Origin of the sequence: Pseudotamlana agarivorans, from assembly GCF_018860245.1 — a bacterium.
Taxonomy (GTDB): Bacteria; Bacteroidota; Bacteroidia; order Flavobacteriales; family Flavobacteriaceae; genus Pseudotamlana; species Pseudotamlana agarivorans_A.
The window spans coordinates 22,142-47,077 of record NZ_JAHKPD010000018.1 but is presented as its reverse complement, the minus strand read 5'-3'; the positions used below and the strand labels follow the sequence as shown (position 1 = coordinate 47,077).

At 34.9% G+C, this 24,936-nt stretch carries 22 protein-coding genes and 1 tRNA gene; 4 read left to right on the top strand and 19 right to left on the bottom strand.

Going from position 1 to position 24,936, the window contains the following annotated elements; all coding sequences use genetic code 11:
• Window positions 1-22 precede the first annotated feature (22 nt).
• Window positions 23-1,150 (bottom strand): WG repeat-containing protein, encoded by a 1,128-nt coding sequence (locus KO493_RS11135; protein ID WP_216068048.1) that lies wholly within the window; start codon window positions 1,148-1,150, stop codon window positions 23-25.
• A 386-nt stretch (window positions 1,151-1,536) separates the two neighbouring features.
• On the opposite strand from KO493_RS11135, the gene KO493_RS11130 reads away from it, so the two are divergent.
• Complete coding sequence (locus KO493_RS11130; RefSeq protein WP_216068047.1) at window positions 1,537-2,781, top strand: NAD(P)/FAD-dependent oxidoreductase; 1,245 nt, start codon at window positions 1,537-1,539, stop codon at window positions 2,779-2,781.
• A 127-nt stretch (window positions 2,782-2,908) separates the two neighbouring features.
• Here the strand turns inward: KO493_RS11130 and KO493_RS11125 are convergent, their stop codons facing one another.
• The 18 genes from KO493_RS11125 to mraZ all read right to left on the bottom strand — a co-directional run bounded on the left by KO493_RS11125 (window position 2,909) and on the right by mraZ (window position 22,569).
• Window positions 2,909-3,646, bottom strand: a complete 738-nt coding sequence (locus tag KO493_RS11125) for a zinc-dependent peptidase (protein WP_252723219.1) — start codon at window positions 3,644-3,646, stop codon at window positions 2,909-2,911.
• A 537-nt stretch (window positions 3,647-4,183) separates the two neighbouring features.
• A complete protein-coding gene (locus KO493_RS11120; protein ID WP_216068045.1) occupies window positions 4,184-5,146 on the bottom strand; it encodes an endonuclease/exonuclease/phosphatase family protein in 963 nt (320 codons plus the stop codon).
• 3 nt (window positions 5,147-5,149) lie between these two features.
• On the bottom strand, window positions 5,150-5,908 hold the full coding sequence (locus KO493_RS11115) for an SOS response-associated peptidase (RefSeq protein ID WP_216068043.1): 759 nt from the start codon (window positions 5,906-5,908) through the stop codon (window positions 5,150-5,152).
• Window positions 5,909-6,200: 292 nt separating this feature from the next.
• Window positions 6,201-6,274 (bottom strand) — tRNA-Arg (locus KO493_RS11110).
• A gap of 48 nt (window positions 6,275-6,322) precedes the next feature.
• Window positions 6,323-6,772 (bottom strand): GatB/YqeY domain-containing protein, encoded by a 450-nt coding sequence (locus KO493_RS11105; RefSeq protein WP_216068041.1) that lies wholly within the window; start codon window positions 6,770-6,772, stop codon window positions 6,323-6,325.
• Between the two features lie 138 nt (window positions 6,773-6,910).
• Window positions 6,911-8,908, bottom strand: coding sequence for a cell division protein FtsZ (ftsZ, locus tag KO493_RS11100; RefSeq protein WP_216068040.1), 1,998 nt, complete (start codon window positions 8,906-8,908; stop codon window positions 6,911-6,913).
• Window positions 8,909-9,022: 114 nt separating this feature from the next.
• Entirely contained in the window at window positions 9,023-10,354 is a 1,332-nt protein-coding gene (gene ftsA / locus KO493_RS11095) for a cell division protein FtsA (protein WP_216068039.1), read from the bottom strand.
• Between the two features lie 3 nt (window positions 10,355-10,357).
• Complete coding sequence (locus KO493_RS11090) at window positions 10,358-11,050, bottom strand: cell division protein FtsQ/DivIB (protein ID WP_354667432.1); 693 nt, start codon at window positions 11,048-11,050, stop codon at window positions 10,358-10,360.
• A gap of 16 nt (window positions 11,051-11,066) precedes the next feature.
• Entirely contained in the window at window positions 11,067-12,419 is a 1,353-nt protein-coding gene (murC, locus tag KO493_RS11085; protein WP_216068036.1) for a UDP-N-acetylmuramate--L-alanine ligase, read from the bottom strand.
• Window positions 12,420-13,514, bottom strand: coding sequence for an undecaprenyldiphospho-muramoylpentapeptide beta-N-acetylglucosaminyltransferase (murG, locus tag KO493_RS11080; protein WP_216068035.1), 1,095 nt, complete (start codon window positions 13,512-13,514; stop codon window positions 12,420-12,422).
• The gene (locus KO493_RS11075; RefSeq protein WP_216068034.1) at window positions 13,515-14,708 is read right to left on the bottom strand and encodes an FtsW/RodA/SpoVE family cell cycle protein; all 1,194 of its coding nucleotides are present in this window, start codon (window positions 14,706-14,708) and stop codon (window positions 13,515-13,517) included.
• Window positions 14,709-14,719: 11 nt separating this feature from the next.
• Window positions 14,720-16,057, bottom strand: a complete 1,338-nt coding sequence (gene murD, locus KO493_RS11070; protein ID WP_216068033.1) for a UDP-N-acetylmuramoyl-L-alanine--D-glutamate ligase — start codon at window positions 16,055-16,057, stop codon at window positions 14,720-14,722.
• Between the two features lie 59 nt (window positions 16,058-16,116).
• Window positions 16,117-17,358: a phospho-N-acetylmuramoyl-pentapeptide-transferase gene (gene mraY, locus KO493_RS11065; protein ID WP_216068032.1), complete on the bottom strand. Its 1,242-nt coding sequence runs from the start codon at window positions 17,356-17,358 to the stop codon at window positions 16,117-16,119.
• A 45-nt stretch (window positions 17,359-17,403) separates the two neighbouring features.
• A complete protein-coding gene (locus KO493_RS11060) occupies window positions 17,404-18,867 on the bottom strand; it encodes a UDP-N-acetylmuramoyl-L-alanyl-D-glutamate--2,6-diaminopimelate ligase (RefSeq protein ID WP_216068031.1) in 1,464 nt (487 codons plus the stop codon).
• Complete coding sequence (locus tag KO493_RS11055; RefSeq protein WP_216068500.1) at window positions 18,864-20,825, bottom strand: penicillin-binding protein; 1,962 nt, start codon at window positions 20,823-20,825, stop codon at window positions 18,864-18,866. Before KO493_RS11055 ends, KO493_RS11060 begins: the two co-directional genes overlap by 4 nt.
• 64 nt (window positions 20,826-20,889) lie before the next feature.
• Window positions 20,890-21,213: an FtsL-like putative cell division protein gene (locus KO493_RS11050; RefSeq protein WP_216068030.1), complete on the bottom strand. Its 324-nt coding sequence runs from the start codon at window positions 21,211-21,213 to the stop codon at window positions 20,890-20,892.
• On the bottom strand, window positions 21,213-22,112 hold the full coding sequence (gene rsmH, locus KO493_RS11045; RefSeq protein ID WP_216068029.1) for a 16S rRNA (cytosine(1402)-N(4))-methyltransferase RsmH: 900 nt from the start codon (window positions 22,110-22,112) through the stop codon (window positions 21,213-21,215). The genes KO493_RS11050 and rsmH overlap by 1 nt, the downstream gene beginning before the upstream one ends.
• Window positions 22,099-22,569 carry a division/cell wall cluster transcriptional repressor MraZ gene (gene mraZ, locus KO493_RS11040; protein WP_216068028.1) on the bottom strand — a complete coding sequence of 157 codons (471 nt, stop codon included), beginning with the start codon at window positions 22,567-22,569 and terminating at the stop codon, window positions 22,099-22,101. The genes rsmH and mraZ overlap by 14 nt, the downstream gene beginning before the upstream one ends.
• A gap of 324 nt (window positions 22,570-22,893) precedes the next feature.
• Here mraZ and KO493_RS11035 point away from each other — a divergent pair, with 324 nt between their 5' ends.
• The 3 genes from KO493_RS11035 (at window position 22,894) to KO493_RS11025 (ending at window position 24,932) form a co-directional block, all read left to right on the top strand.
• Entirely contained in the window at window positions 22,894-23,658 is a 765-nt protein-coding gene (locus tag KO493_RS11035) for an alpha/beta fold hydrolase (protein ID WP_216068027.1), read from the top strand.
• Window positions 23,659-23,727: 69 nt separating this feature from the next.
• Window positions 23,728-24,333 carry a ribosome biogenesis GTP-binding protein YihA/YsxC gene (gene yihA / locus KO493_RS11030; RefSeq protein WP_216068026.1) on the top strand — a complete coding sequence of 202 codons (606 nt, stop codon included), beginning with the start codon at window positions 23,728-23,730 and terminating at the stop codon, window positions 24,331-24,333.
• Between the two features lie 107 nt (window positions 24,334-24,440).
• A complete protein-coding gene (locus KO493_RS11025) occupies window positions 24,441-24,932 on the top strand; it encodes a hypothetical protein (RefSeq protein WP_216068025.1) in 492 nt (163 codons plus the stop codon).
• Window positions 24,933-24,936: the final 4 nt, after the last annotated feature.

Here is a 24,936-nt window from a genome sequence, read left to right as displayed (position 1 = left end):
ACGTCAAATCACTTTTTTTCTTTTATTTAAACAGTTCTAAATTTTCATACCACGTATCGTTTAACACCTTGCCTTTAGTATCAATAAAAGCCCATTTCTTTTTTAATTTCACTCGTGCCAAACCGTCTACGAAACCCTTTACAGCATTTTTATCAAACATGCTTAAACCAAAAGAAGATATATCATATTTATTTTCAATTACCAATTTCCCAGATTTATCAATAAAGCCCCAGTCTTTTTTTACCTTAGCCGGCGCCAAACCCTCTGGACTAAAAATCTCTAAGTCATCAAATTCAAATGGTACAACGACCTCGCCTGAAGTATTAATGCAACCCCATTTTTTATTCTTATAAACCGGCGCTAATCCATTTACAAAAGCTCTTACCTTATCAAACTCTGGTTTAACTATCCAGGCTCCTTTTTCGTTAATAAAACCAACTTTGTCATCTTTTTTAGCATAAGCAATATTTTTGTTAATCGAAAAATCCCAAATTTTTTCAGCACCTTCAACAGGTTTAAACACACCATTGATGATTAGACCATGCACATCGCCTTTTCGAGCCACCACATTACCATGATAATAATTACTAACACCGTCATACGCCGTTTTAACAAAATAGGCACCTGTTTTATCGATTAAACCCCATTTATCATTTTCTAAAACTTTAGCGTAACCATTTACAAAACCGAACACTTTTTTGAATTTTGGGGTAACAGCAACTTCACCATTTGTATTTATAAACCCAACAAAATCACCATTTCTTATAATAGCCATTCCTTCTCGAAAATCATAATATTTATCGGTCTGAACATTGGTTAAAACCTGCTCTCCCTTTTCATTAATATAAAACCATGCCTTGTCTTTATTAACGATGGCAAACCCCGAATTAAAAGCTTTGGTTTTATCAAATTGAGGCTGAATAACCCATTCACCTGCTCGATTAATATATCCCCATTTTTTATCATCACTCATAGCTTCGGCCAGGTTACCGGAAAAACTTTTGGCCGATTTAAACTTCGCTTCAATGGCCCATTCTCCAGTTTTATTTAAATATCCAGCTTTATCATCTATACTTGCTAAAGCTAATTCTTGTGCATTACTAAAAAAGGCGCATAATAGAAATACGCCTAAAAGTGTTGTTGATTTCATAATTAAATAATTTTAACGTTAATTTTTTTCTATTGATCTTATCATTTTAACACTATCAATTTTGAGGGAGAAAGAAAATACACCAGTAAATATAAAAACTAATTCTTAAAACGCATCGTTAATTCTCCTAAAAACACTTACAACCAAGCAATTACACATAAACACAGTAAGCTTAAAACCTAAAAGAAGTTTATCAAAATAAGTAGACCTACTGCTTAAAAATTCAAACCGCAACTATATCTTATATTTTTTAATTTAATTAGTTGAACATTCCATAATAAATAATGAACGGTTTATTTTTAATAATATGTATTTCGTCTCTTTGTATTCCTAAATTTCCCTTAATTTTGAATTAGCAATCTACTGATATATATAATTAGTCTCATATGAAATCAAATCAAATAGAAGTTGATGTTTTAATTATTGGAGCGGGACCTTCTGGCTGCGTTGCAGCTGCCTATCTTAATAAAAAAGGTGTAAAAGTTAAAGTGGTAGAAAAAAGTAAATTTCCACGATTTGTAATTGGCGAAAGTTTACTACCCAAATGCATGGAACACTTTGAAGAAGCAGGCCTATTACATGTTTTAGAAAATCACGGTTTTGAAATAAAAAGAGGCGCCCGATTTTTAAGAGACGACATTGTTTGTAACTTCGATTTTAGTAAAAAACACACCGCAGGTTGGGATTGGACTTGGCAGGTGCCACGCGCCGATTTTGATGATTTATTAGCTACTGAAATAAAAAAACAAGGCGTTGATCTTAGCTTTGAACATGAAGTTGTGGATACTCAAATAGACAACAACGGCATATCGATTACAAATATCAAAGATGAAAACGGACAACAATACACCATAAAGGCAAATTTCATCATTGATTCTAGTGGTTATGGCCGAGTACTCCCTAGACTTTTAGGGTTAGACAAGCCTTCTTCAATCCCTGAACACTCCTCTATGTTCACTCACGTTAAAGATATCAATAGACCTGATGGCGAGGAAGGCACATTAATTACTTTTGACGTTCTTGATCGCGATACATGGTTTTGGGTGATTCCATTTTCAAATGGCGATACAAGCATTGGTTTCGTGGGTAAAACAGAGCTTATTGAATCTTATGAAGGCGACATGGAAAACATGTTGAAACTTTCCAAATATTACCATAAACGCTTTGAAAATGTTGATTTCAAATTTAACCCCATCAGCATTAAAAACTATGCAAAATCTGTAACCCAATTATACGGCAAAGGTTATGTATTAACCGGAAATAGCGCCGAATTTCTAGATCCTGTTTTTTCATCTGGAGTAACTTTTGCCACAGAATCCGCTCTAAAAGCTGCCAAACTAATAGACAAAGCACTGAATAACCAAAGCGTAGATTGGCAAGTAGAATATAGCGATTATATCATGAAAGGGGTTAACGTTTTTGCCACCTATGTAAAAGAATGGTATACTGGAAACTTACAAACTTTATTTTTCCACAGACCTGAAAACCCAGAAATAAAAAAACAAATTTGTGCTGTTTTAGCAGGCTACGTTTGGGATGAAACAAACCCCTTTGTTAAGAAACATGACAGATTAGTAAAAAATTTAGCTCATATTATTCATATGAATGAGAAAGAAAACAACACAGACTAAAACTATTAATTTAGATTGCTTTCAGCTTGAAGACGTTGTGAAATTTCGTGCTCTAGTTTTTGGAGATGATTAGCGTAATGCTTCGATAACACGACATCATAACTTTCACTTTCCATGCCGAACAATTTTAATATCCCGTAAAGTGAAAATTGAGCATTTGCTTGGTTTTACTGTAAACTTCTGGAAATTTCGATTTAAATTCTGCTGGTGTTTCTATGAAAGTCTCCATTATTACTGCCAAAAATTCAAATTGATTGGTAAATGCGTATTTCCTAAAATAATGTGATTCGATAAGATTAGTACGTAAATCTGGTTGATCCTGAAGAAGTTCTGTAAGTTCTTTGAAAGAATCGCTAAAGATAGTCGAACTTATATCTCGTTCTTTAATACTATTTATGTGTATAGCATGTGCGAATTCATGAATGCCTAAATTTATATTGTCATCAACGATGTCTATACCTTTTTTAAAATCTTTCCAGCATAAAACAAGCGTATTCAACCTTGGGTTAAACTCTCCTTTGTGAAAGGCTTTATTGATATTTGAATAATAGGCCTCTGGATAAACGATAATTTTTGAAATAATACCAATATAGAAATCTCTAAAGCCAAATGTTAACATAATTGCTGTTGCAGAAATTAAAACCTCAACTTGATCGGTAATAACGAAACCATTTCTTCCAATGAAGTTTTTATCTTCTATAAAACAAGCTACACGATGTTCAAAATAGCCTTGACGTTTTTTGTCCAATTTATTATAAAACGGGAAACTGGTTTTTAAAACTTGCTTTTGATTTTTATTTAAATTTTTTCGTAACAGATAGAAGTGCGTGTACCAAGGTTTCATGTTACGTAAAACGTACCCCATTTCTAAGGTTTTAACAAAAAAATGTAATATCATGTAAAACAGTATGGCAAATAATACGCCCAAAATAATTTGGCCCGTCAGGTTTTCATCTTGTATGATTATGGGTAAATTCATATAAATTACTAAACACCAATAATAAGGCATTTTTCACAAAAGAACTAATTGGCTCATTTATAAAAACGAAATCAACACCTTGAAATAAATAATATAACACGTCTTCACTTTAGGAAAATTAACACCTACAGTTCAACCAAAATAATGAAGTATGGCAGTTCATGGTCTAATCCATCGCTTAAGAAACCTATTTAAGGGTACTTTAATAATATAAGACCCAGCAGCACTTAAAATGTAGACAACGAAAGTTTTGGGCTGACTTCGGTTAGCTACTAAAGCCAAATACCCCCCCGCTTTAAGTTTAACATCAATTTAATTGTGTTAAAACTATATAGAATCAGGATTTAAAAATACGCTCTTGAATAAAGCTCTGCTATAATTAACAAGTAAACATTTAAATAAATCTTTCAATACTAATAAGGGTTAAAGCTTAAACTCGGCCCATAAAGGGTAATGGTCGGAAATAAAAAAAGATAAACTTTGCTTAGATAAGTCTCTATTCACTAAGGCCGTTTTAATAAAATCGAAATTCCCACCATTTATAAAGTCCATAGTTAGTCTCGGCTTATTATTCTTCCCATTAAACCAGGCTATTTGATCGTAATATTTAGTTTTATTAAAAATAGACCTAGTCACATTATTATTTTGAAGTTGGGGCGGAACAAATAACCCCTCCGATAAAAAGGTTTCATCTAACAAATCACCGCGCTTATCGATATTAAAATCCCCTAACACAATGATGTTTTGATGGTAGGCATTAATATCTTTTGACCAATCACTTAACCATTTCGCAATACCTTTCAGCTCTTTTATTCGATCCTTCGATTTTTTGCCGTACAAAATATGTAAAGTCACCAGAATGAAAGTTTGTTGGTTGGATTTAAAGCTTACGGCATAAGGAGACCGTACAAATTGTTCGGTTAAGGCGTCTTGAGACACTGTATTTAACCATTCTTGAGGCACCACGAGCTCGCCCGCTAACCCTGATAGTTGCACGCGGCGGGTATCAAATAAATAAGCCATACGTTCGCCATTACCAGCATCTCCTTTATTAACATCAGTTAAAACAAGTGACCAGTGAGAACCCAAAACTTTTAGAGTATCTCTTAGAGCTCTAATATTGGCTTTTACTTCTTGAATAGCAATAACATCAAACCGTTTTATAATTTCGGAAATACATAAAACGGCGTGTAGATCCCTTTTCGGACTATCGATAGATTCACTCTCCCATTTTCTTGTTAAATCGCCAAATGCTCTGATATTCCAACTGGCAATAAGCAAATTTTCGTCTAACTTTTTAGACGGCAACTTTTTGTTTAAATCTAATTTGAGAAGCTCCACATTTCGGGTCACTTCTAAGGGTGGTTGGTCTAAAATTGTTGGCATAGCTTAAAATAATAAATGGTTCGTGTTGTTTTTAACATCTAACTCCGGATAAAACACTTTATTGATTATATCAGGAGTATTACTATCGACTTTAGGGTTATAAAGGTTTTTGCTTACTGGGTAAGTTTCTAATTGATTTTCAGGGAAAGTGTAATTTAAAATATCATTTATATCCTTTTCGCTCGAATTATTATTGAGCCATTCTTGGGTATGCACTTCATTTAGTATTAAAGGTTGCCTTTTTTTCTTATTATGGATTTTGGCGAAGAAAGGAGAGGCTGCCCTTGTGAGAATTGCAAAAGTAATGTAACTACCTATAACCGTATACAAGCCCGCTAAAGCCAAGGAGCTATTCGATTTTTGTTTAAAATAATAAGGATACTTTTTACCATGATAATCATGTGGCTCATAAAAGCCAGATACTGGAATAATACAACGATTCTCCATTATGGCATCCTTATAAATAAAATGGGTAAAAACCTTTTCAGAACGGGCATTCAATCCGCTTCCATATTTTAAAGACTCCTTAAAGTAAGGCGTCATTTCCTCTTTAGATTTATGCTTTGGCACAATTCCCCAAACTCCGGGTGCCAAAACATTTGGTTTTTGCTGCGGAATTACTAACATGTTGGGATGTGTGAATCCGTTTAAGTGGTACTGTGGTTTATCAAAATAAGAACGCAAAGAATTATCAGACAACTCTTTTCTATATCTTCTTTCTAATTGGTGCGTATTTTGGATTTGTGCAGTTTGAAAACACATCTCAATGGTTTTCTGTTAAAGTTACAAAATTATAGAGGGAATTTGTTCGTTAATTATTAATGCAAAACAAACTTAGTAACTTTTAAAGCTGTTCATCATTCATATGAAACCACGAAAGAGGTACTAATACTTCTTGTGGATTAATTCAGTAGATTGAAGAAAAGGGGTAATAATTTGAATAAGAACATTACACTCCCATCTTATTGAGAATCGAATTAGCAATCTCCATTACAGGTATTAAAAACAAAAAACCTCAACTAATTCATATACAATTAGTTGAGGTTTTGTTTTGTGACCGCGAAGGGATTCGAACCCCCAACCCTCAGAGCCGAAATCTGATATTCTATCCAGTTGAACTACGCAGCCAAAATACCGCGCTTGACACGGTATCTATTTTATAATGATTATAGAACTTTAAGACAGTCTTGCCTTAACTACATTTGAAATCGTTTTTCCATCAGCCCTTCCAGCCAATTCTTTATTCACTACACCCATAACTTTCCCCATATCTCTCATGCCCACAGCACCTAATTTAGAAATGGTTTCATCAACTACTTTGGTGATTTCTTCTTCAGATAGTGCTTCTGGCAAAAATTGAGCTATCACATCGGCTTCAGCTAATTCTGGAGCTGCCAAATCTTCACGATCTTGCTCTAAATATATAGCTGCACTATCACGACGTTGTTTCACTTGCTTTTGAAGAATTTTTAACTCTTGCTCTTCAGTTAATTCTTCTTTGGCTCCGGTTTCTGTTTGCGCCAATAAAATCGCAGATTTCACAGCACGTAACGCTGTTAGAGCTGTTTGATTTTTTGATTTCATTGCTTCTTTCAAAGCCGTCATTATTTCTGCTTGTAAACTCATTTTCTCAACCTATTTGTGTGCGAATATACTAAGAAAAAACATGCTCTCACATCTATCATAATGTAAATTTATACCACAAAAAACCCGAAAAGCAAATTTTAGACCTTTCGGGTTTCACGCTCAGTTAGTCAACTAATATTAATCTACATTATCGTGTAAAAAAGAATTGTTGCTTCTCAATTGAATATCATCATTATCATCAAAACCAATACTTGTTCTTGATCTATCTGTTTCAGACGAATGCTTGGCTGCGTTTAAATTCACACCTTGACGCTTATATGCCGGTACTTTTTCGATATCGTCTATTTTAGAACTATTGAACTTATAATTAAAGTCTTTCATTTTACGTCTACGCTCTTCCGCACGATCCTTTAAAAGTTCTGAAATTGGAGTATTCATTGGGTCCACCTCATCTACTTCCTCCTCTTGAGAAACTGGTTTCTCAACTACTTTTCTTTCAAAAACGATATCTTCATCCTCTTGTTCTAGAACTTCACTCGATTTTTGCTGTGCTTTTGTTTTTGAAGATTCGGTGTCATCATAATCATCTAAAGCATAACGAATATCACCTCCTTCATTAGTTTCTGTAACCGAAATTACTTCTACATAATCATTCACTGAAATATCCTTAACATCATCACTCATTAAATCATGAGAAATAACTTCTTCAACCTCTTCTTCTACCACCTCTGAAACTTCTTGCTTCGGTGAAATTGGCATATCGAAAGTTAATGTGATTTGCTTCTCATCTTCTACAAAATCTGAAACAACCTCGATCTCCTTTTCCTCGGAAACTTCAGGAGTATAACGTGACACTGGACTAATGATGAAATCATCTTCATCTACATCATCAACCTTATCCGTTACCTCTTCGTAAGTCACTCCAATATTTCTTAGCAACTCTGAAGTAGGGATTAAATCAATATTTTTTTTTGACGCTTCTGGTTTAGGAGTCTGCTGCACGGGCTTTGGAGTTTCTTCATCCAAATCTAATGTATGACGCACCACTTTAGGCGTTTCTATTTTAGCTTGCATTTCTATAGTTGGAGCGATAACAACAGGCTCTTTTTCTTGAGTTTCTGTTTCCTTATCTTCACCAAGAACATGTTTCACTTTTTTGGTTTCAGTATTAGAAATTTCATCTTGCTGTTCAATATTAAACCCCGTAGCAATAATTGTTACAGCAATTGATTCTTCTAAAGCGTCATCTTCACCAACACCCATAATAATTTCGGCACTATGTCCTGCTTCACTTTGGATATGGTCATTAATTTCACCTATTTCATCAATGGTAATTTCTTGTGCACCAGAAACGATTAGCAGCAATACTTTTTTCGCTCCAGTAATTTTATTATCATTTAATAACGGTGAATCAAGCGCTTTTCTAATAGCATCCTGAGCACGATTTTGGCCAGATGCTAAAGCAGATCCCATAATAGCAGTTCCGCTATTACTTAATACTGTTTTTGCATCACGTAAATCGATGTTTTGTGTATAGTGGTGTGTAATAACTTCGGCTATACCACGAGCAGCGGTAGCTAAAACTTCATCTGCTTTAGAGAATCCAGCTTTAAAACCTAAGTTTCCATAAACTTCACGAAGTTTATTATTGTTTATCACAATTAATGAATCGACAACATTTCTTAAATTTTCGATACCTTTTTGAGATTGTTCCAAACGCATTTTACCTTCAAACTGAAAAGGCATCGTTACAATTCCAACCGTTAAAATGTCTTTGTCTTTTGCCATTTTAGCAATTATAGGAGCTGCACCTGTTCCGGTACCTCCTCCCATTCCAGCTGTGATAAATACCATTTTAGTATTTGAATCTAACATTTGAGAGATGTCTTCTACACTTTCTACCGCCGATTGCTCTCCGATTTCTGGATTAGCACCCGCACCTAACCCTTCGGTTAAATGTACACCTAATTGTATCTTGTTTGGGACTCCACTATTTTCAAGGGCTTGAGAGTCTGTATTACATACGTAAAAATCTACGCCTTTAATACCTTGTTGGAACATGTGGTTAATGGCATTACTACCGCCACCTCCTACGCCAATTACTTTAATAACATTCGACCTGTTTTTGGGTAGATCAAATGAAATGTTTGTTTCGAATTTTTCATTGCTGCTCATAAATTCTGCTTTACTAGGGTTTGTACTTAATATTTTTTCTATGGATCAATATGCGCCTCGCGGCAACATTATCAAAATTGCTGACTAGACAATTTTGTTACTTCTTCACTTTATTTATTCGGCGTCGTCCAAAAAATTTTTAAGACGATCGGTTAACTTATCAAGAAATGAAATACGTGGTTCCTTCGGCTTTTGCACTACAGGCTCTTCAACATCCTCAGGCATTTCTTCTATAACCTTTTCTTCAACAACAATTTCTTCTTCCTGCTGCTCTATTTTTTTTCTTTCTTGGCGTTTTAAACCATCCAATACTAAACCAACAGCTGTCGCGTATAGCGGACTTGTAATATCCTCATCACTATCTCCAGCTAAATGTTCGTTTGGATACCCTATTCTGGTATCCATTCCTGTTATATATTCTACTAATTGTTTTAAGTGTTTCAACTGGCTTCCTCCACCGGTTAAAACAATACCACCAATGAGGGTTTTCTTTTGTTCTTCGTGACCGTAATTTTTAATTTCGGCATATACCTGTTCTATTATCTCTACAACACGTGCGTGAATAATTTTGGAAAGGTTTTTAAGTGTAATCTCTTTTGGTTCTCTTCCTCTTAAACCTGGGATTGAAACAATTTCGTTGTCCTTATTTTCTCCGGGCCAAGCTGAACCAAATTTAATTTTTAATAATTCGGCTTGCTTCTCGATAATAGAACACCCCTCTTTAATATCTTCGGTAATCACATTTCCTCCAAAAGGAATTACTGCGGTATGACGAATAATTCCATCTCTAAAAATGGCTAAATCGGTAGTTCCACCTCCTATATCTATTAGAGCTACACCTGCTTCCTTTTCTTCCTGACTTAATACAGCGTTTGATGAAGCTAAAGGCTCTAACGTAATACCTTCAAGGTTTAACCCGGCACTTTTGATACAACGTCCAACATTTCTAATAGACGATACTTGACCTACAACAACATGAAAATTAGCTTCTAAACGTCCGCCATACATACCAATAGGTTCTTTTATTTCCGCTTGCCCATCAACTTTGTATTCTTGAGGTAAAACGTGAATAATTTCTTCTCCTGGAAGCATCACTAACTTATGCACTTGATTGATGAGTAAATCAATATCCTCATCATCAATAACAGTTTCCGAATTTGCTCTCGTGATATAATCACTATGTTGTAAGCTACGAATGTGCTGCCCTGCAATACCTACAGTAACATCTTCTATTTTAAAATCTGAAGCAGCTTCTGCTTCTTGAATGGCTTGTTGAATGGACTGAATGGTTTGTGTAATATTATTAACTACTCCACGATGAACTCCTAAACTTTTGGATTTACCTATGCCCAAAATCTCTAACTTTCCATAGTCGTTTTTACGACCTATCATGGCCACAATTTTTGTGGTTCCTATGTCTAATCCTACTGCTAAATTATGCTCCATAGTCTAAATTTTGGTACATATTACTTGGTTATCAAACTGTAAATTAACTTTACTATAGTTTTTTAATGTATTATCCTTAAGCGCTTTTTTATAAAAAGCCTTTAGGTTATTTATTTTTTTATCCAATGCGCTTACATCACCGACTTGCACTAAAAAATCACATTTTCTTAGTTTTAAAAAAAGTTGGTTTTGTTCTTCTTGATGAATTTCAAAAACATGCTTTTTTAAAAATTCGTCATGATCTATTTTTTGGGCTATTAGGTAAACGCTATTTAAATTATTTTTGTCAACATACCCTGTAACTAAAGGCACTCTTGCTGAATAATTTTCTGATAAAGGCATGAATAAACCATCTGCATCGATATAATATGACGCATTAGTGCTCACTCTTGCAATAGGTGTTTTTTGCTCTATCTCAGCGTTAAGCATCCCATTTATAGAAACATACACTTCTGCAGTCTTTATCATGGGATTAGATTTTAGCGCATTCTCTAAATCATTCAAAGCTAAAGCTTCTTTCGCCACATTTTTAACACCACCATAATTTTGTATTAACAATTTACTAACAGCTTTGCTTGTAATAAAAAGGTTATTTTCACCAACAAACTTAACATTGGGTTCAGAAATCGTTCTTACTTCATTTCTACCAGAGGCAAAAGCAAAAAGAAAGATTACCAAGCCAAACAAAGCAATCATTTTTATGTAATTCCAATTAATTCGCAATGCTAAATTCTTTTTTAATACGTTTTACCTCTGCTCCAATATCACCAGCTCCAATGGTTAAAACCACCTGAGCATCACTATCATGAATTGCTTTAAGCAAGTTTTCTTTGCTTACTAATTGCTTATTCTCATTATTAATTTTACCCAACAACCAACTAGATGTTACACCTTCAATTGGCAACTCTCTTGCTGGATAAATATCTAACAATAATAATTCGTCAAATTTCGATAAACTTTCAGCAAAATCATCAATAAAATCACGGGTTCTGCTAAATAAATGCGGCTGAAATATGGCCAGTACTTTTTTAGTTGGATACATTTCCCTAACCGCTTGATGCACTGCACAAATCTCTTGAGGGTGGTGTGCATAATCATCAATAAACACGAAATCATTCGTTTTAATTTGATAAGTAAACCTACGTTGAACCCCTTTATACGATGCTAAACCTTCGGCGAGCTGCTGGTATGAACAACCATACTCCACAGCCATCGCCAAGGCTATTAAGGCATTAGACAAATTGTGTCTACCAGGTAGGTTAAATTCTAAATTTTCAATAATATCCTTAGGTGTCTTGACATCAAAAATATAAGCACCGTTTATTATTTTTATATTTTGAATGGTATAATCTGAATCATCTTCAATACCATAGGTGATCCCTTCCAATCCCAATCCGTTTTTAACAAAAAGCTTTCCGTTTGGTTTTAATCTTTCTGTAAAGGCAATGAATGATTTTTTCAATTCCTCAGCATCTCCATAAATATCCAAATGATCGGCATCCATTGAAGTAATACAAGCAAAATCTGGAGACAAGGTTAAAAATGAACGATCAAATTCATCAGCTTCTACTACCGAAACTTCCGTGCCGTTTAAAATTAAATTTGAATTATAATTTTCACTAATCCCTCCCAAAAAGGCCGTTAAAGGCACATGACATGCATTCATTAAATGCCCTAGAATACTAGTGGTCGTAGTCTTACCATGAGTTCCAGCAACAGCTAAACAAAATGTATGCTCGGTTATTAATCCTAAAATTTGAGATCTTTTTACAACATTATAACCGTTATTTTTAAAGTAGTTTAACTCCAAATGATCTTTAGGAACCGCAGGCGTATAAACAACTAAGGTGTTTTCAGCATTTAAAAAGACCTCATTAATACTACCTATTGAATCATCAAAATGAATAGCAATTCCCAGTTCGACTAAACCCTTAGTAATCTCTGTTTGGGTTTTATCATAACCAGCGACTCGTTTATTATTTGCATGGAAATAGCGTGCGATAGCACTCATTCCGATTCCGCCAATACCTATAAAATATACGTTATGTATGGTGTTTAAATTCATTTATTTTTTTAGTAGCTTTTCTACTTCATTAACTATTTCTTTAGTAGCATCAACCAATGCAAGCTTTTTAATATTGCTTCCCAGTTCATCCTTTCGTTCCGATGAAGCAACAAGTTGTGAAAATTTATTCTCAAAATCGGCATCTAAATCTTCCTCCTTAATAATCATAGCAGCATCTTGATCAACTATAGCCATAGCGTTTTTGGTTTGATGATCTTCAGCAACATTTGGTGACGGAACAAAAATAACAGGCTTACCAACAATACAAAGTTCTGAAACCGATCCCGCACCCGCTCTTGAAATCACAACATCGGCAGCACCATAAGCAAAGTCCATATTATTTAAAAACTCATGTACTTGAACATTTTTAGTGTTATCGTAAAGCTTATACTTATTATAATAAAGTTTACCACATTGCCAAATAACCTGTACATTTTGTGTATCGAAAAAATCGAGTTCCTTTTCAATCAATTCATTTACACGTCGTGCGCCCAAACTACCTCCAATAACTAAAAGTGTCGTTTTCCCTTCTTTTAAATTGAAAAACTTCTTAGCTTCATCGCCTTTGCCACCAATATGTAACAACCCTTTTCGTACTGGGTTTCCTGTTTTTACAATTTTTTCTTTTGGAAAAAAACGTTCTAAACCATCGTAAGCCACACATATTTTGTTAGCTTGTTTAGCTAGCAATTTATTAGTAATCCCTGGATATGAATTCTGCTCTTGAATTAAAACGGGAATATTAGCCATTTCTGCCATTTTCAATAAAGGTCCACTAGCAAAACCACCAGTACCTATAACTATATCTGGCTTAAAGGATTTAATTATTTTTCTCGCTCCCCACAAACTGCTAATTACTTTAAACGGAAAACTTAAATTTTTAAGCGTAAAACTTCGTTGAAGCCCTGTTATCCATAATCCTTTTATATTATAGCCAGCCTGAGGAACTTTCTCCATCTCCATTCTATCCTTAGCACCAACAAATAAAAATTCGGCATCAAGATATCTCGATTTTATTTCGTTTGCAATTGCAATTGCAGGATATATATGTCCTCCCGTGCCTCCGCCTGATAATATTACTTTATACTTCCCCATCTATATTGCTTCTGATAGAATATCTAAAGGATTATCCTCATCAATTTCCTTTCCTTTTATTTCTTCTCTTTTTGCACTTACACTTAAAATGATTCCTATAGCTAAACAAGTCATCCAAATGGAAGTTCCTCCACTACTTAACAAAGGGAGTGTTTGCCCCGTTACAGGAAACAACTCTACTGCAACCGCCATGTTTATAATGGCTTGAAAAACTATTGGCAATCCAACACCCAAAACTACTAATTTTCCGAAAACAGATTCCGATTTTTGAGCTACAATTACAATTCTAAACAACAGCCACAAATACAAGAACATAACAAAAAAACCACCTATTAAACCGTACTCCTCAATAATGATTGCGAATATAAAATCTGACGAAGACTGGGGTAAAAAATTCTTTTGCGAACTTTTCCCAGGGCCAACACCCCAAATTTCTCCTGAAGCAATCGCTATTTTTGCTTTTTCTATTTGATAATCTGCTTCTGTATCTTCCGGGTTTGAAAAACTCTCAATACGCCCCATCCAAGTATCAACTCTATTTGGCATAGCATCCGGAAAGGCTTTTGCTACGAGAATAAACAACGTTAAAGCCAATACTCCCGAGCCTATAATAACTACCAGATAACGTAATGGGTACCCTCCTAAAAACACCAACATAACCACCATGGCAAACATAATAGCCGTAGTAGAAAAATTTGCTGGTAAAATAAGAATCAGCACCAAAAACACAGGAGCCCACAAAGGCAAAATAGATTCTTTAAATGTTATTTTCTTACCGTATATTTTAGACAAATAGCGCGCTACATAAGTCATTAAAACCACACCTGCCAAGGTTGACGTTTGAAAAGACACCCCAACAAACGGTATTTGAATCCACCGACTCGCATTAGCGCCATCAATGGTTGTTCCTTGCAACATCGTAAGCAACAGTAGCCCTAAAACCACTGGAATCATGACCATCGATAAGTTTTTAAAATAATTATACGGGATTTTATGAATCACATATATCACCACAAAACCTAAGGCTAGATGCACAAAATGTTTAATAAAAAAAGAAAACGTATTGGTTCCCGCACCTTTATAAGCCAAATTACTGGCAGCACTATATACAGGCAAGAAGGACGCAATTGCAAGCAACGCTACAATAGCCCAAATTAACCGGTCTCCTTTTATGTTATTAAATACAGATTGCAAATTCTATGTTTTTATAAGTTTCTTACTGCGTCTTTAAATTGACGACCACGATCTTCGTAGTTTTCAAACAAATCAAAACTTGCACAAGCTGGCGATAACAAAACATTATCTCCCGTTTCTGCCAATTTATAAGCGATTTTCACTGCTTCACTCATAAATTGAGTTTCAACAATAACATCTACCATATTTCCAAAAGTGCTTAATAACTTTTCATTATCGACACCTAAACAAATAATGGCTTTTACTTTTTCATTAACGAATGAAAATAACTCTTGGTAATTATTTCCCTTGTCCACACCTCCAACAATCCAAACCGTGGGTGCTCCCATACTTTCTAAAGCATAGTAAGTAGCATTTACATTTGTTGCTTTTGAATCGTTAATATATTGTACTTTATTTATTTTAAGAACTTGTTCCAAACGATGTTCAACACCTTGAAAGCTCTCTAAACTCTCGCGAATTGTTTGTTTTCTTATCTTTAATAAATGTGCCACAGTAGAAGCTGCCATAGCATTTTTAACGTTGTGCTTCCCTTCTAATGTAAGATTTGATGTAGGCATAATTATCTGATTATTATTTATTGTTATTTTAATATTTTCTTTGTCTAAATACGCACCGTTTTCAATGGTTTTTTCTAATGAAAACGGCAGTAAATTCGATTGAACTGGATTATTTTTCAGATGATTTACAATCACTTCATCATCAGCATCATAAATCAAATAATCGGCTTTTGTTTGATTCATGGCTATTCTAAATTTAGATTCGATATAATTTTCAAACTTGTAATCATAGCGATCTAAATGATCTGGTGTAATATTCGTTAATACCGCAATATGTGGTTTAAAATCAATGATATCATCTAATTGAAAACTACTTATTTCTAAAACAAAATTTTCAAAATCATCCTCCAAAACCTGTTTCGCAAAACTGTCACCAATATTCCCAGCTAACCCAACATTCAATTCATCCTTCAACAAATAATGTGTTAACGTTGCCGTGGTCGTTTTACCGTTACTCCCAGTAATTCCAACAATTGTAGCGTCGGTATATTTTGAAGCAAACTCAATTTCAGAAACTACTGTAATTCCAGCCTTTCGAATTTGTTTAACCAAATCTACTTTATCAGGAATACCAGGGCTCTTCATCACAATATTGGCATTCAGAATTTTAGAAACTGTATGATTTTCATCTTCCCAGTCAATCTCATTATTTACAAGAACAGCTTTATACTTTTCTTTTATTTTTCCCTTATCGGAAACAAAAACATCATAGCCTTTCGCCTTTCCTAAAAGCGCTGTACCAACACCGCTCTCTCCGCCTCCTAATACGACTAATCTACTTTTTGTCATGATACTCTTTTGATACTTTAATTCCTTTTGAATTACGCTTTCGCGGAAACAAAAATTGTTTATCTAATTTTCAAGGTTACAATCGAAACAATGGCCAGCAATATGCCAATGATCCAAAAACGTGTGACAATTTTACTTTCGTGATAGCCATTTTTTTGATAATGATGATGCAACGGCGACATTTTTAGAATACGACGTCCTTCGCCATATTTCTTCTTCGTGTATTTAAACCACCCCACTTGCATGACTACAGATAAATTTTCAGCTAAAAACACACCACACAACACAGGAATTAACCATTCTTTACGAACCGCTATAGCAATAACAGCAATAATCCCACCGATAGTTAAACTTCCGGTATCTCCCATAAAAACTTGGGCCGGATAGGTATTATACCACAGAAACCCAATTAAAGCACCTACAAAAGCAGCGATATAAATGGTTATTTCTTCAACCCTTGGGATGTACATAATATTTAAGTGATCGGCAAATACGATGTTACTTGAAACCCATGCAAATATCCCTAGGGTAAGCACTATTATAGACGAAGTACCCGCTGCCAACCCATCGATACCATCTGTAAGATTCGCACCGTTAGACACCGCAGTAATAATAAAAATGGCAACTAAAATAAAAACAACCCAAGCATATTTGGCTAACGATGGATCTATCCATGTAATTAAATCGGCATAATCAAACTCGTTATTTTTCATAAACGGAATAGTGGTCTTAGCCGCATGCTCTTCTTCTTGAAATAATTTTGAAGGGGCCATATTAGGGTTAGCAGTTAAAAGCTCCTGACGCGTTTCAGCAGGAATTTGCTCTTTCATTGTTACATCCTGATGAAAATACAAGGTTGCCCCAACAATAATCCCTAAGCCAACTTGCCCTAAAACTTTAAACTTTCCTTTTAAACCTTCTTTATCGTTTTTGAACTTCTTTTTGTAATCGTCTAAAAAACCAATTACCCCCATCCAAACCGTGGTAACAATTAAAAGAATAATGTAAATATTCCCTAATTTACACAGTAGAAGCACCGGAATTAATGTCGCTAAAATGATGATAATCCCTCCCATTGTTGGAGTTCCCGCCTTTTCTTGCTGCCCCTCTAATCCTAAATCTCTAATAGTTTCTCCAACTTGTTGTTTTAACAACAAACCAATGATGCGCTTACCATAAATTGTAGAAATTAACAGTGACAAAATCACAGCCAAAGCCGCCCTAAAGGTTATAAAACCAAAAAGTGAGGCTCCAGGAAACTGAAACTGTTTTTCTAAATATTCAAATAAATAGTATAACATCTTTATTACTTATTGTGGTTAGTATTTTTTTGCTGTAACAGGTTTTTATTTCTCCAATTGTTTCAACAAATCGGTTACCGTTTCTAAATCATCAAAATGCGAACGCTCGCCGTTTACCTCTTGATATGTTTCATGCCCTTTTCCGGCAATTAAAATAATATCATTTCCTTTTGCCATTTGACAAGCTGTTTTAATAGCCTGTTTTCTATCTTCAATCGTGAGCGTTTTTTTGAAATTTTGAGGAGCAACCCCTGCTTCTATTTCTGTCAAGATATCTGCAGGTTTTTCACTTCTCGGATTATCACTTGTAAAAATGACTTTATCACTTAAAACTGACGCGATCTGCCCCATTTCAGGTCTTTTTGTTCGATCTCGATCACCTCCACAGCCAACAACCGTAATCAGCGCTTCATTTTTAGTACGAATACCATTTATAGTTTCTAATACATTCTTCAAGGCATCAGGAGTATGTGCATAGTCTACAATGGCCGTAATTTTTTCATTTGAAACGATATACTGAAAACGACCACTAACACTTTTCAAATCACTTATCAATCTAAGAATCTCAACTTTTTCTAGTCCTAACAATTCCGCAGTAGCGTAAATAGCCAAAACATTGTATGCATTAAATTCTCCAATAAGACGCGTCCAAATTTCACTATCATTAACCTTTAACAACAAGCCGCTAAATTGATTTTCCAAGATTTGACACTTAAAATCAGCGTATTGTTTTAAAGCGTAGGTATATTTTTTTGCTTTTGTATTTTGAAGCATGAACAAACCATTCTTGTCGTCTACATTCACTACAGCAAAAGCATCTTTTGAAAGTCCGTCGAAAAACTTCTTTTTTACATCTCTGTATTCGGCAAAGGTTTTATGATAATCTAAATGATCGTGTGTTATATTGGTAAATATTCCGCCTTCAAAATGCAAACCTTCCGTTCTGTGTTGATGTATACCATGAGAGCTCACCTCCATGAAACAAAACTCAACCCCTTCATCATTCATCATTTTTAAATACGAATTAATAGTTAGGGAATCTGGAGTGGTATGCGTTGCTTTATATTCCGTATTATCTACCATAATTTTCACGGTAGACAACAAACCTACTTTATAACCTGCATTTTTAAATAACTGATACAACAAACTTGCTGTCGTTGTTTTTCCATTTGTACCAGTAACACCAACCAATCTTAAATTCTCTGATGGGTTGTTATAAAAATTAGAAGCAATTACTGCTAAAGCTTTATGCGTATTATCTACCTCAACATAAGTAACACCCGCTATCAATTTTTCTGGCAAGACTTCGCACACGATACTATTTGCACCATTTTCAATAGCTACATCTATATATTTATGCCCATCAACCAACAGCCCATTTATTGCTACAAATAAATCGTTGGTCTTTACCTGACGAGAGTCAAAAGCAACCGCGTTTACGTTTAAGTTCGTCCCACCAGCTACCACATTGATAGTCACCTTATACAATAAGTCTTTTAATGCAATCATGATGCTTTTAAAATTACCGTTTGATTATTCTTTAACTTCGTATTCTTAGATATTGATTGCCCATTAACGACACCATTACCAACCAACTGCACTTGGACATCTATCTGCATATTTTCCAGAAGTACAATAGCATCCATTACTGGCATCCCAACTAAATTCGGCATAATTGTTTTATATGTTTGAGCGGTTTCATAAAAACCTTCATAATCCTTTTCAACAGCTACAGCCTTCACATTTAGAGATTCCACTTCATCTGTAATAGGTGTTCCTGTAAATATTTTTTGCGCTACTTTTTTAAATACCGGACCTGTTACATCGGCTCCATAATACCCCACTTTCGTACTTGGCTTATGAATAACAACAATACATGAATACTTAGGATTTTGAACAGGAAAATACCCAGAAAACGATGATATATACCTCGGATTCTCTTTCCAATCTTTCATCCAATATTCGGTTCGTGCAGTCCCAGTCTTACCTGCCATAGAAAATGTTTTAGAATACATTTTCTTACCAGTACCTCTAACCACAATATTCTTTAATATCTCTTGTGTTTTACCTAAGGTTTCTTCTGAACAAATTTTCTCAACAATAACTTCCTTTTCAAATGTTTCTATCTCTTTGTCAAATTCTTTAATCGCTTTTAAAAATCTTGGCTTCACCAGCTCTCCGTTATTCGCTATAGCATTATAAAAAGCCAAGGTTTGAAGTGGCGTTAACGCTAAATTATACCCATAAGCCATAGAAGGCAATGCGTTTTTACTCCATTTGACATCTCCAGGCTCTGGGATGTCTGGATTTCCTTCCCCGATAATTGAAATACCTAAAGGCTTATTCAACTTCCACTCTTTAAGCCTTGCAAGAAATTTTTCAGGCTTTTGAGAATAGTGCTCATCTATAATGGTAGCGAATCCAATATTTGAAGAAACCTCCAACGCTTTAGCAACAGAGATTTTACCATACCCCCCTCGATGTGAATCATGCACATACCTCCCGTAAAACCGCTTCCTACCTCTTTCAGTATCAACGATTGCAGAAGTATCAACAACCTTATCTTCTAAAGCCGCCATTAAAGCCATTACTTTAAAAGTTGACCCTGGCTCATGACTTTCTCCAACAGCATAATTCAGCTTTTCATAATATTTTCCTTTACTGGTTCTACCTAAGTTTGAAATTGCCCTAATCTCACCAGTCTTAACCTCCATCACAATGACACAACCATGCTCTGCTTCATACAACTCAAGCTGTTTCAAAAGCGCATGATGTGCGATATCCTGAATATTCACATCTATTGTTGTATACACATCATACCCGTCCTGAGGCTCTATTTCATTAGCATCTGTTAATGGCTTCCATTGCCCTTTTCCTATTTTTTGCTTTTTACGCTGACCATCAACACCTCTTAGGTATTTTACACCGAACGCACCATCGATACCTGGGCGTGTGATATTCCCTTTATCATCGATGCGCTCGTACCCAATAGTACGCTCTGCAATACCACCCATTGGATGTTCGCGCTTTGTTGTTTGCTCTACAATCAAACCACCTCTAAATGCTCCAAATTCCAATAATGGAAACTTTCTTAATCGCACATACTCTGAATACCCTATATTTCTAGCCAACAAGTAATACCTGTTTTTATTTGCACGAGCTCTTCTTAATTTTTTCTCTAATTGTGCAGAAGTGATTTTCCCTTTGTATTTCGATAAGGAATCACATAATGGCTTTATATTCTTTTCGAAAGTCCTAGTTGAAGGCGTTAAGGCATCAAATCGAATATCGTATTTAGGCACTGAAGTCGCCAGAAGATTACCATTAACCGAATACACATTACCACGATTGGCTGGAATAACTACATTTTTTACAACACGTTTTGTAGCAAGGGCTTTATATTTTTCACCTTGTACAAACTGAATCGTCAATAATTTAAACACAACAGCCACAGCGAAGATGAACATACATCCTGCTATAAAATATAAACGGTTTAATATGTTTTTGTCGTTTACTGCCACTTTGTTTTTATCAATCTTTTTCTTCTGTTAATACCTTTATTTTTTGCGGAGGCGTCTCTGAAGACCACAACCCTTTTTTATTCATTACACCAACCACATGAGACTCCATTTTAAGTCGCATTAACCTAGAACGACCATCTACAAACTGCGACCGTATTTCTTTTACTTCATTTTTTAACCGTGCAATTTCATATACTTTTTTATCAGCATTATGCGAACTTGCAATCATCACAATAGCCAATCCAGAAACAAACAATATGATACGCCAATTTTTAAACGAATCATCACTCACTAGAAAAGTCCCCCTCAATATGCTATAAATACTTTTCTTCATTACTTCTTCTCTGCCAATCTTAACTTTGCACTTCTTGCGCGATTATTCACTTTAATCTCTTCCTTAGAAGGCACAATTAATCCGTTAACTTTTTTTAGTGGCACTTCGAAATTACCAAACATATCACGCTCTGGTTCGCCTTCAAACATCCCGTTTCTAATAAAACGCTTCACCAAACGATCTTCAAGCGAGTGATAAGATATAAAACTCAATCTTCCATTATCATTTAACAACTCCGGCGTCTGCAGTAAAAACTCTTTAAGCACCTCAATTTCTTGATTCACCTCTATTCTAATCGCTTGATATATTTGCGCCAATACTTTATTAGCATGACGTGGCGGCAAAAACTTACCAAGCACTTTCTTTAACTGGTCACTAGTAACAATTGGCTCTTCGTTTTCGCGATATTCTACCACCAACCTTGCCATTGCAGGAGCCGCACGCAACTCACCATACTGAAAAAGCACATTTTTTAGCTGCTCTTCTTCATACTCATTTATCACATTAAAAGCAGAAAGCGTATTATTTTGATTCATACGCATATCCAAGTCCGCTTCAAAGCGTGTTGAAAATCCGCGTTCCGCCACATCAAATTGATGCGAAGACACCCCAAAATCGGCTAAAATGCCATCCACTTTTTTCACACCATGAAACCTCAGAAAACGCTTTATAAATCTAAAATTCTCATGAATTAGAGTAAAACGACTATCATCAAGTGCATTCCCTAAAGCATCAATATCTTGATCGAAAGCATAAAGTTTCCCATTTTCGTTCAGCCTACTTAAAATCTCCTTACTATGACCACCACCTCCAAAGGTGACATCTACATAGATACCGTCTGGCTTTACATTTAAACCATCAACAGACTCCTTTAATAATACAGGATTATGATATTCCATAGTCTTCATCGTCTTGTCCCATTACTTCCTCGGCTAAATCTGCAAAATCAATTGCCGCATCATCAATAGCCTGTTCATATAAATCTTTATCCCATATTTCAATAATATTGATTGCAGATGCTACAACAATATTTTTTGAAATACTCGCAAACACAGTAAGGTCTTTTGGAATCAATAAACGACCGTTCACATCAACCTCTACCATTTTCGCCCCAGCTGTAAACCTTCTAATGAAATCGTTATTCTTCTTTTTAAACTTATTTAGCTTATTCATTTTTTGCATCAAAGCTTGCCATTCAGCCATTGGATACAACTCCAAACATTGCTGAAAAACAGAACGACGTAATACAAATCCTTCTTCTAAAACTTTGGAAAGCTGTTTTTTGATCGAAGCAGGCATCATTAATCGCCCTTTCGCATCAACTTTACAATCGTATGTCCCTGTAATTAAGTCCAAAGCAGTTTTCTAAAATCCTAAACGTTTCAAAGTCAAATATATTGAAAAATATACCACTAATTACCACATTATACCACATTGTTAATAAATTCTAAACTAACCTTGCTAAAAAAACCACCATAAAGAGCATTAAACACCCACAACCACTATATTTCAGCTTATTAAGGCTCAAATATTCTATTTCACATTATTGTTAACATCTTAATTCACTGTAATCCTTTTTAATTCAATTTCTTAGGCAAATCATTTTCTTGAAATCAATTATTTTGGTGGATATATCAATGAAATACCTATATTTGTTTTTAATGATAGACTACTAGATTAATGACGCATCATTTAAAAAAAGAAGAAAAATTCAGTTATATCGAAGCCGGAGAAGGCACCCCGATTATTCTATTGCATGGATTAATGGGTGGCTTAAGTAACTTTGAAGCTGTGATTGAATTTTTTAGTAATAAAGGTTATAAAGTTCTTATTCCAGAACTTCCACTATACTCATTATCTTTACTAAAAACAAACGTAAAAACCTTTGCAAATTACCTGCATGAGTTTATCGTTTTTAAAGGTTACGATGACGTCATCCTATTAGGGAATTCACTTGGCGGACATATTGGTTTATACCACACAAAAATGTACCCAGAAAAAGTTAAAGCACTAATAATCACAGGAAGCTCAGGTCTTTACGAAAGCGCCATGGGGAGTGGATACACAAAACGTAGTGATTACGAAGTAATAAAAAAGAAGGCTCAGGACGTTTTTTACGATCCAGAAGTCGCTACTAAAGAAATTGTTGACGAAGTCTTCGAAACCGTTAACGACAGAAACAAGCTTATTAAAACTTTGGCTATTGCTAAAAGCGCCATTAGACATAACATGTCTAAAGACCTGCCAAATATGCAAACTCCTACCTGTATCATATGGGGTAAAAACGACCAAGTAACTCCACCAGAAGTTGGTGAAGAATTTAATGAACTTTTACCTAACTCTGAGTTATTTTGGATAGACAAATGTGGGCATGCTGCCATGATGGAGCACCCAGAAACATTTAACCAAATAATGAGCACCTGGTTGGAGCAAAAAGGTTTTTAAGCATAGAACACGACTACTCTTATAAATATTAATAAAGTTCCTTACAGGGAAATCTAAAATTAGCACGTTTTGAAAATTAAGTCTGCCGAATTTGTAATGAGTAATTCTGATGTCGAGAAATGCCCAAAAACCAGACTGCCAGAATATGCATTTATAGGTCGAAGTAATGTAGGCAAGTCTTCACTTATTAACATGCTTACCAGCAGAAAGAGTTTAGCTAAAACTTCAGGAAGACCAGGGAAAACCCAGCTTATCAACCATTTTTTAATTAACAAAAACTGGCACCTTGTCGATTTACCTGGATACGGTTATGCACGTGTTTCTAAGAGTTCAAAAAAGGTGTTTCAAAAGTTTATCACGCAATATTTCGGATTAAGAGAACAACTCGTTACGGCCTTTGTTCTAGTAGACATTCGTCACACACCTCAACCCATCGACTTAGAATTTATGCAGTGGCTTGGCGAAAACGGTATTCCTTTTTCTATCATATTTACAAAAGCGGATAAACTAAAACCAAAAGCGATTGAAAACCACGTTGAAGATTACAAAAAAATAGTTTTAGAAACGTGGGAAGACATGCCGAACTATTTTATTACCTCATCAAGCAACGAAACAGGTAAAGACGACGTTTTAGAATATATTGATGGCCTGAATGAGAATATGATTGATGGTTGATTGTTGTTGGTTGTTGGTTGTTGGAAAAAAATTAAAAAAAGACTAATTGCCCTATACTATAATTATTGATCTTAAAGAAATATAGAAATCGCACTAAAACTTCATTAATGAAGCAAATAACCTACTTTATATTTATTGGTATATTCTTTACAAGCTGCTCCCATAGAATTGTAAGAACTGATTATAATGTTAATAAATCCGATTACAAAAACTGTGATGTCATTATAAAAAGGAATACTAACATAAAAGACACACTTATAACAAAAATAGGTGAGATAAAACTTGGGGAATCCGGATTTTCAACGGCATGCAGTGAAGAACATGCTATCAAAATTCTAAAAAAAGAAGCCTGTGCTATCAGCGCCAATTTAATCATTATAACAGAAGAAAACAGACCAGATTTATGGAGCAGTTGTTATAGATGTCGAGCAGATTTTTACAAATATAATGACACTATAAAAAGAGAAAGCTCAGCAAATGATAAAATATATCAACCTGAAAAAGTAAAGCAACGCGTATCAAAGGATCGGAAAAACAACACAGTAGTTTTTATTGGTTCTGTAATTGCTGGAGTGTTGATAGGACTATTATTGATATAGCAAG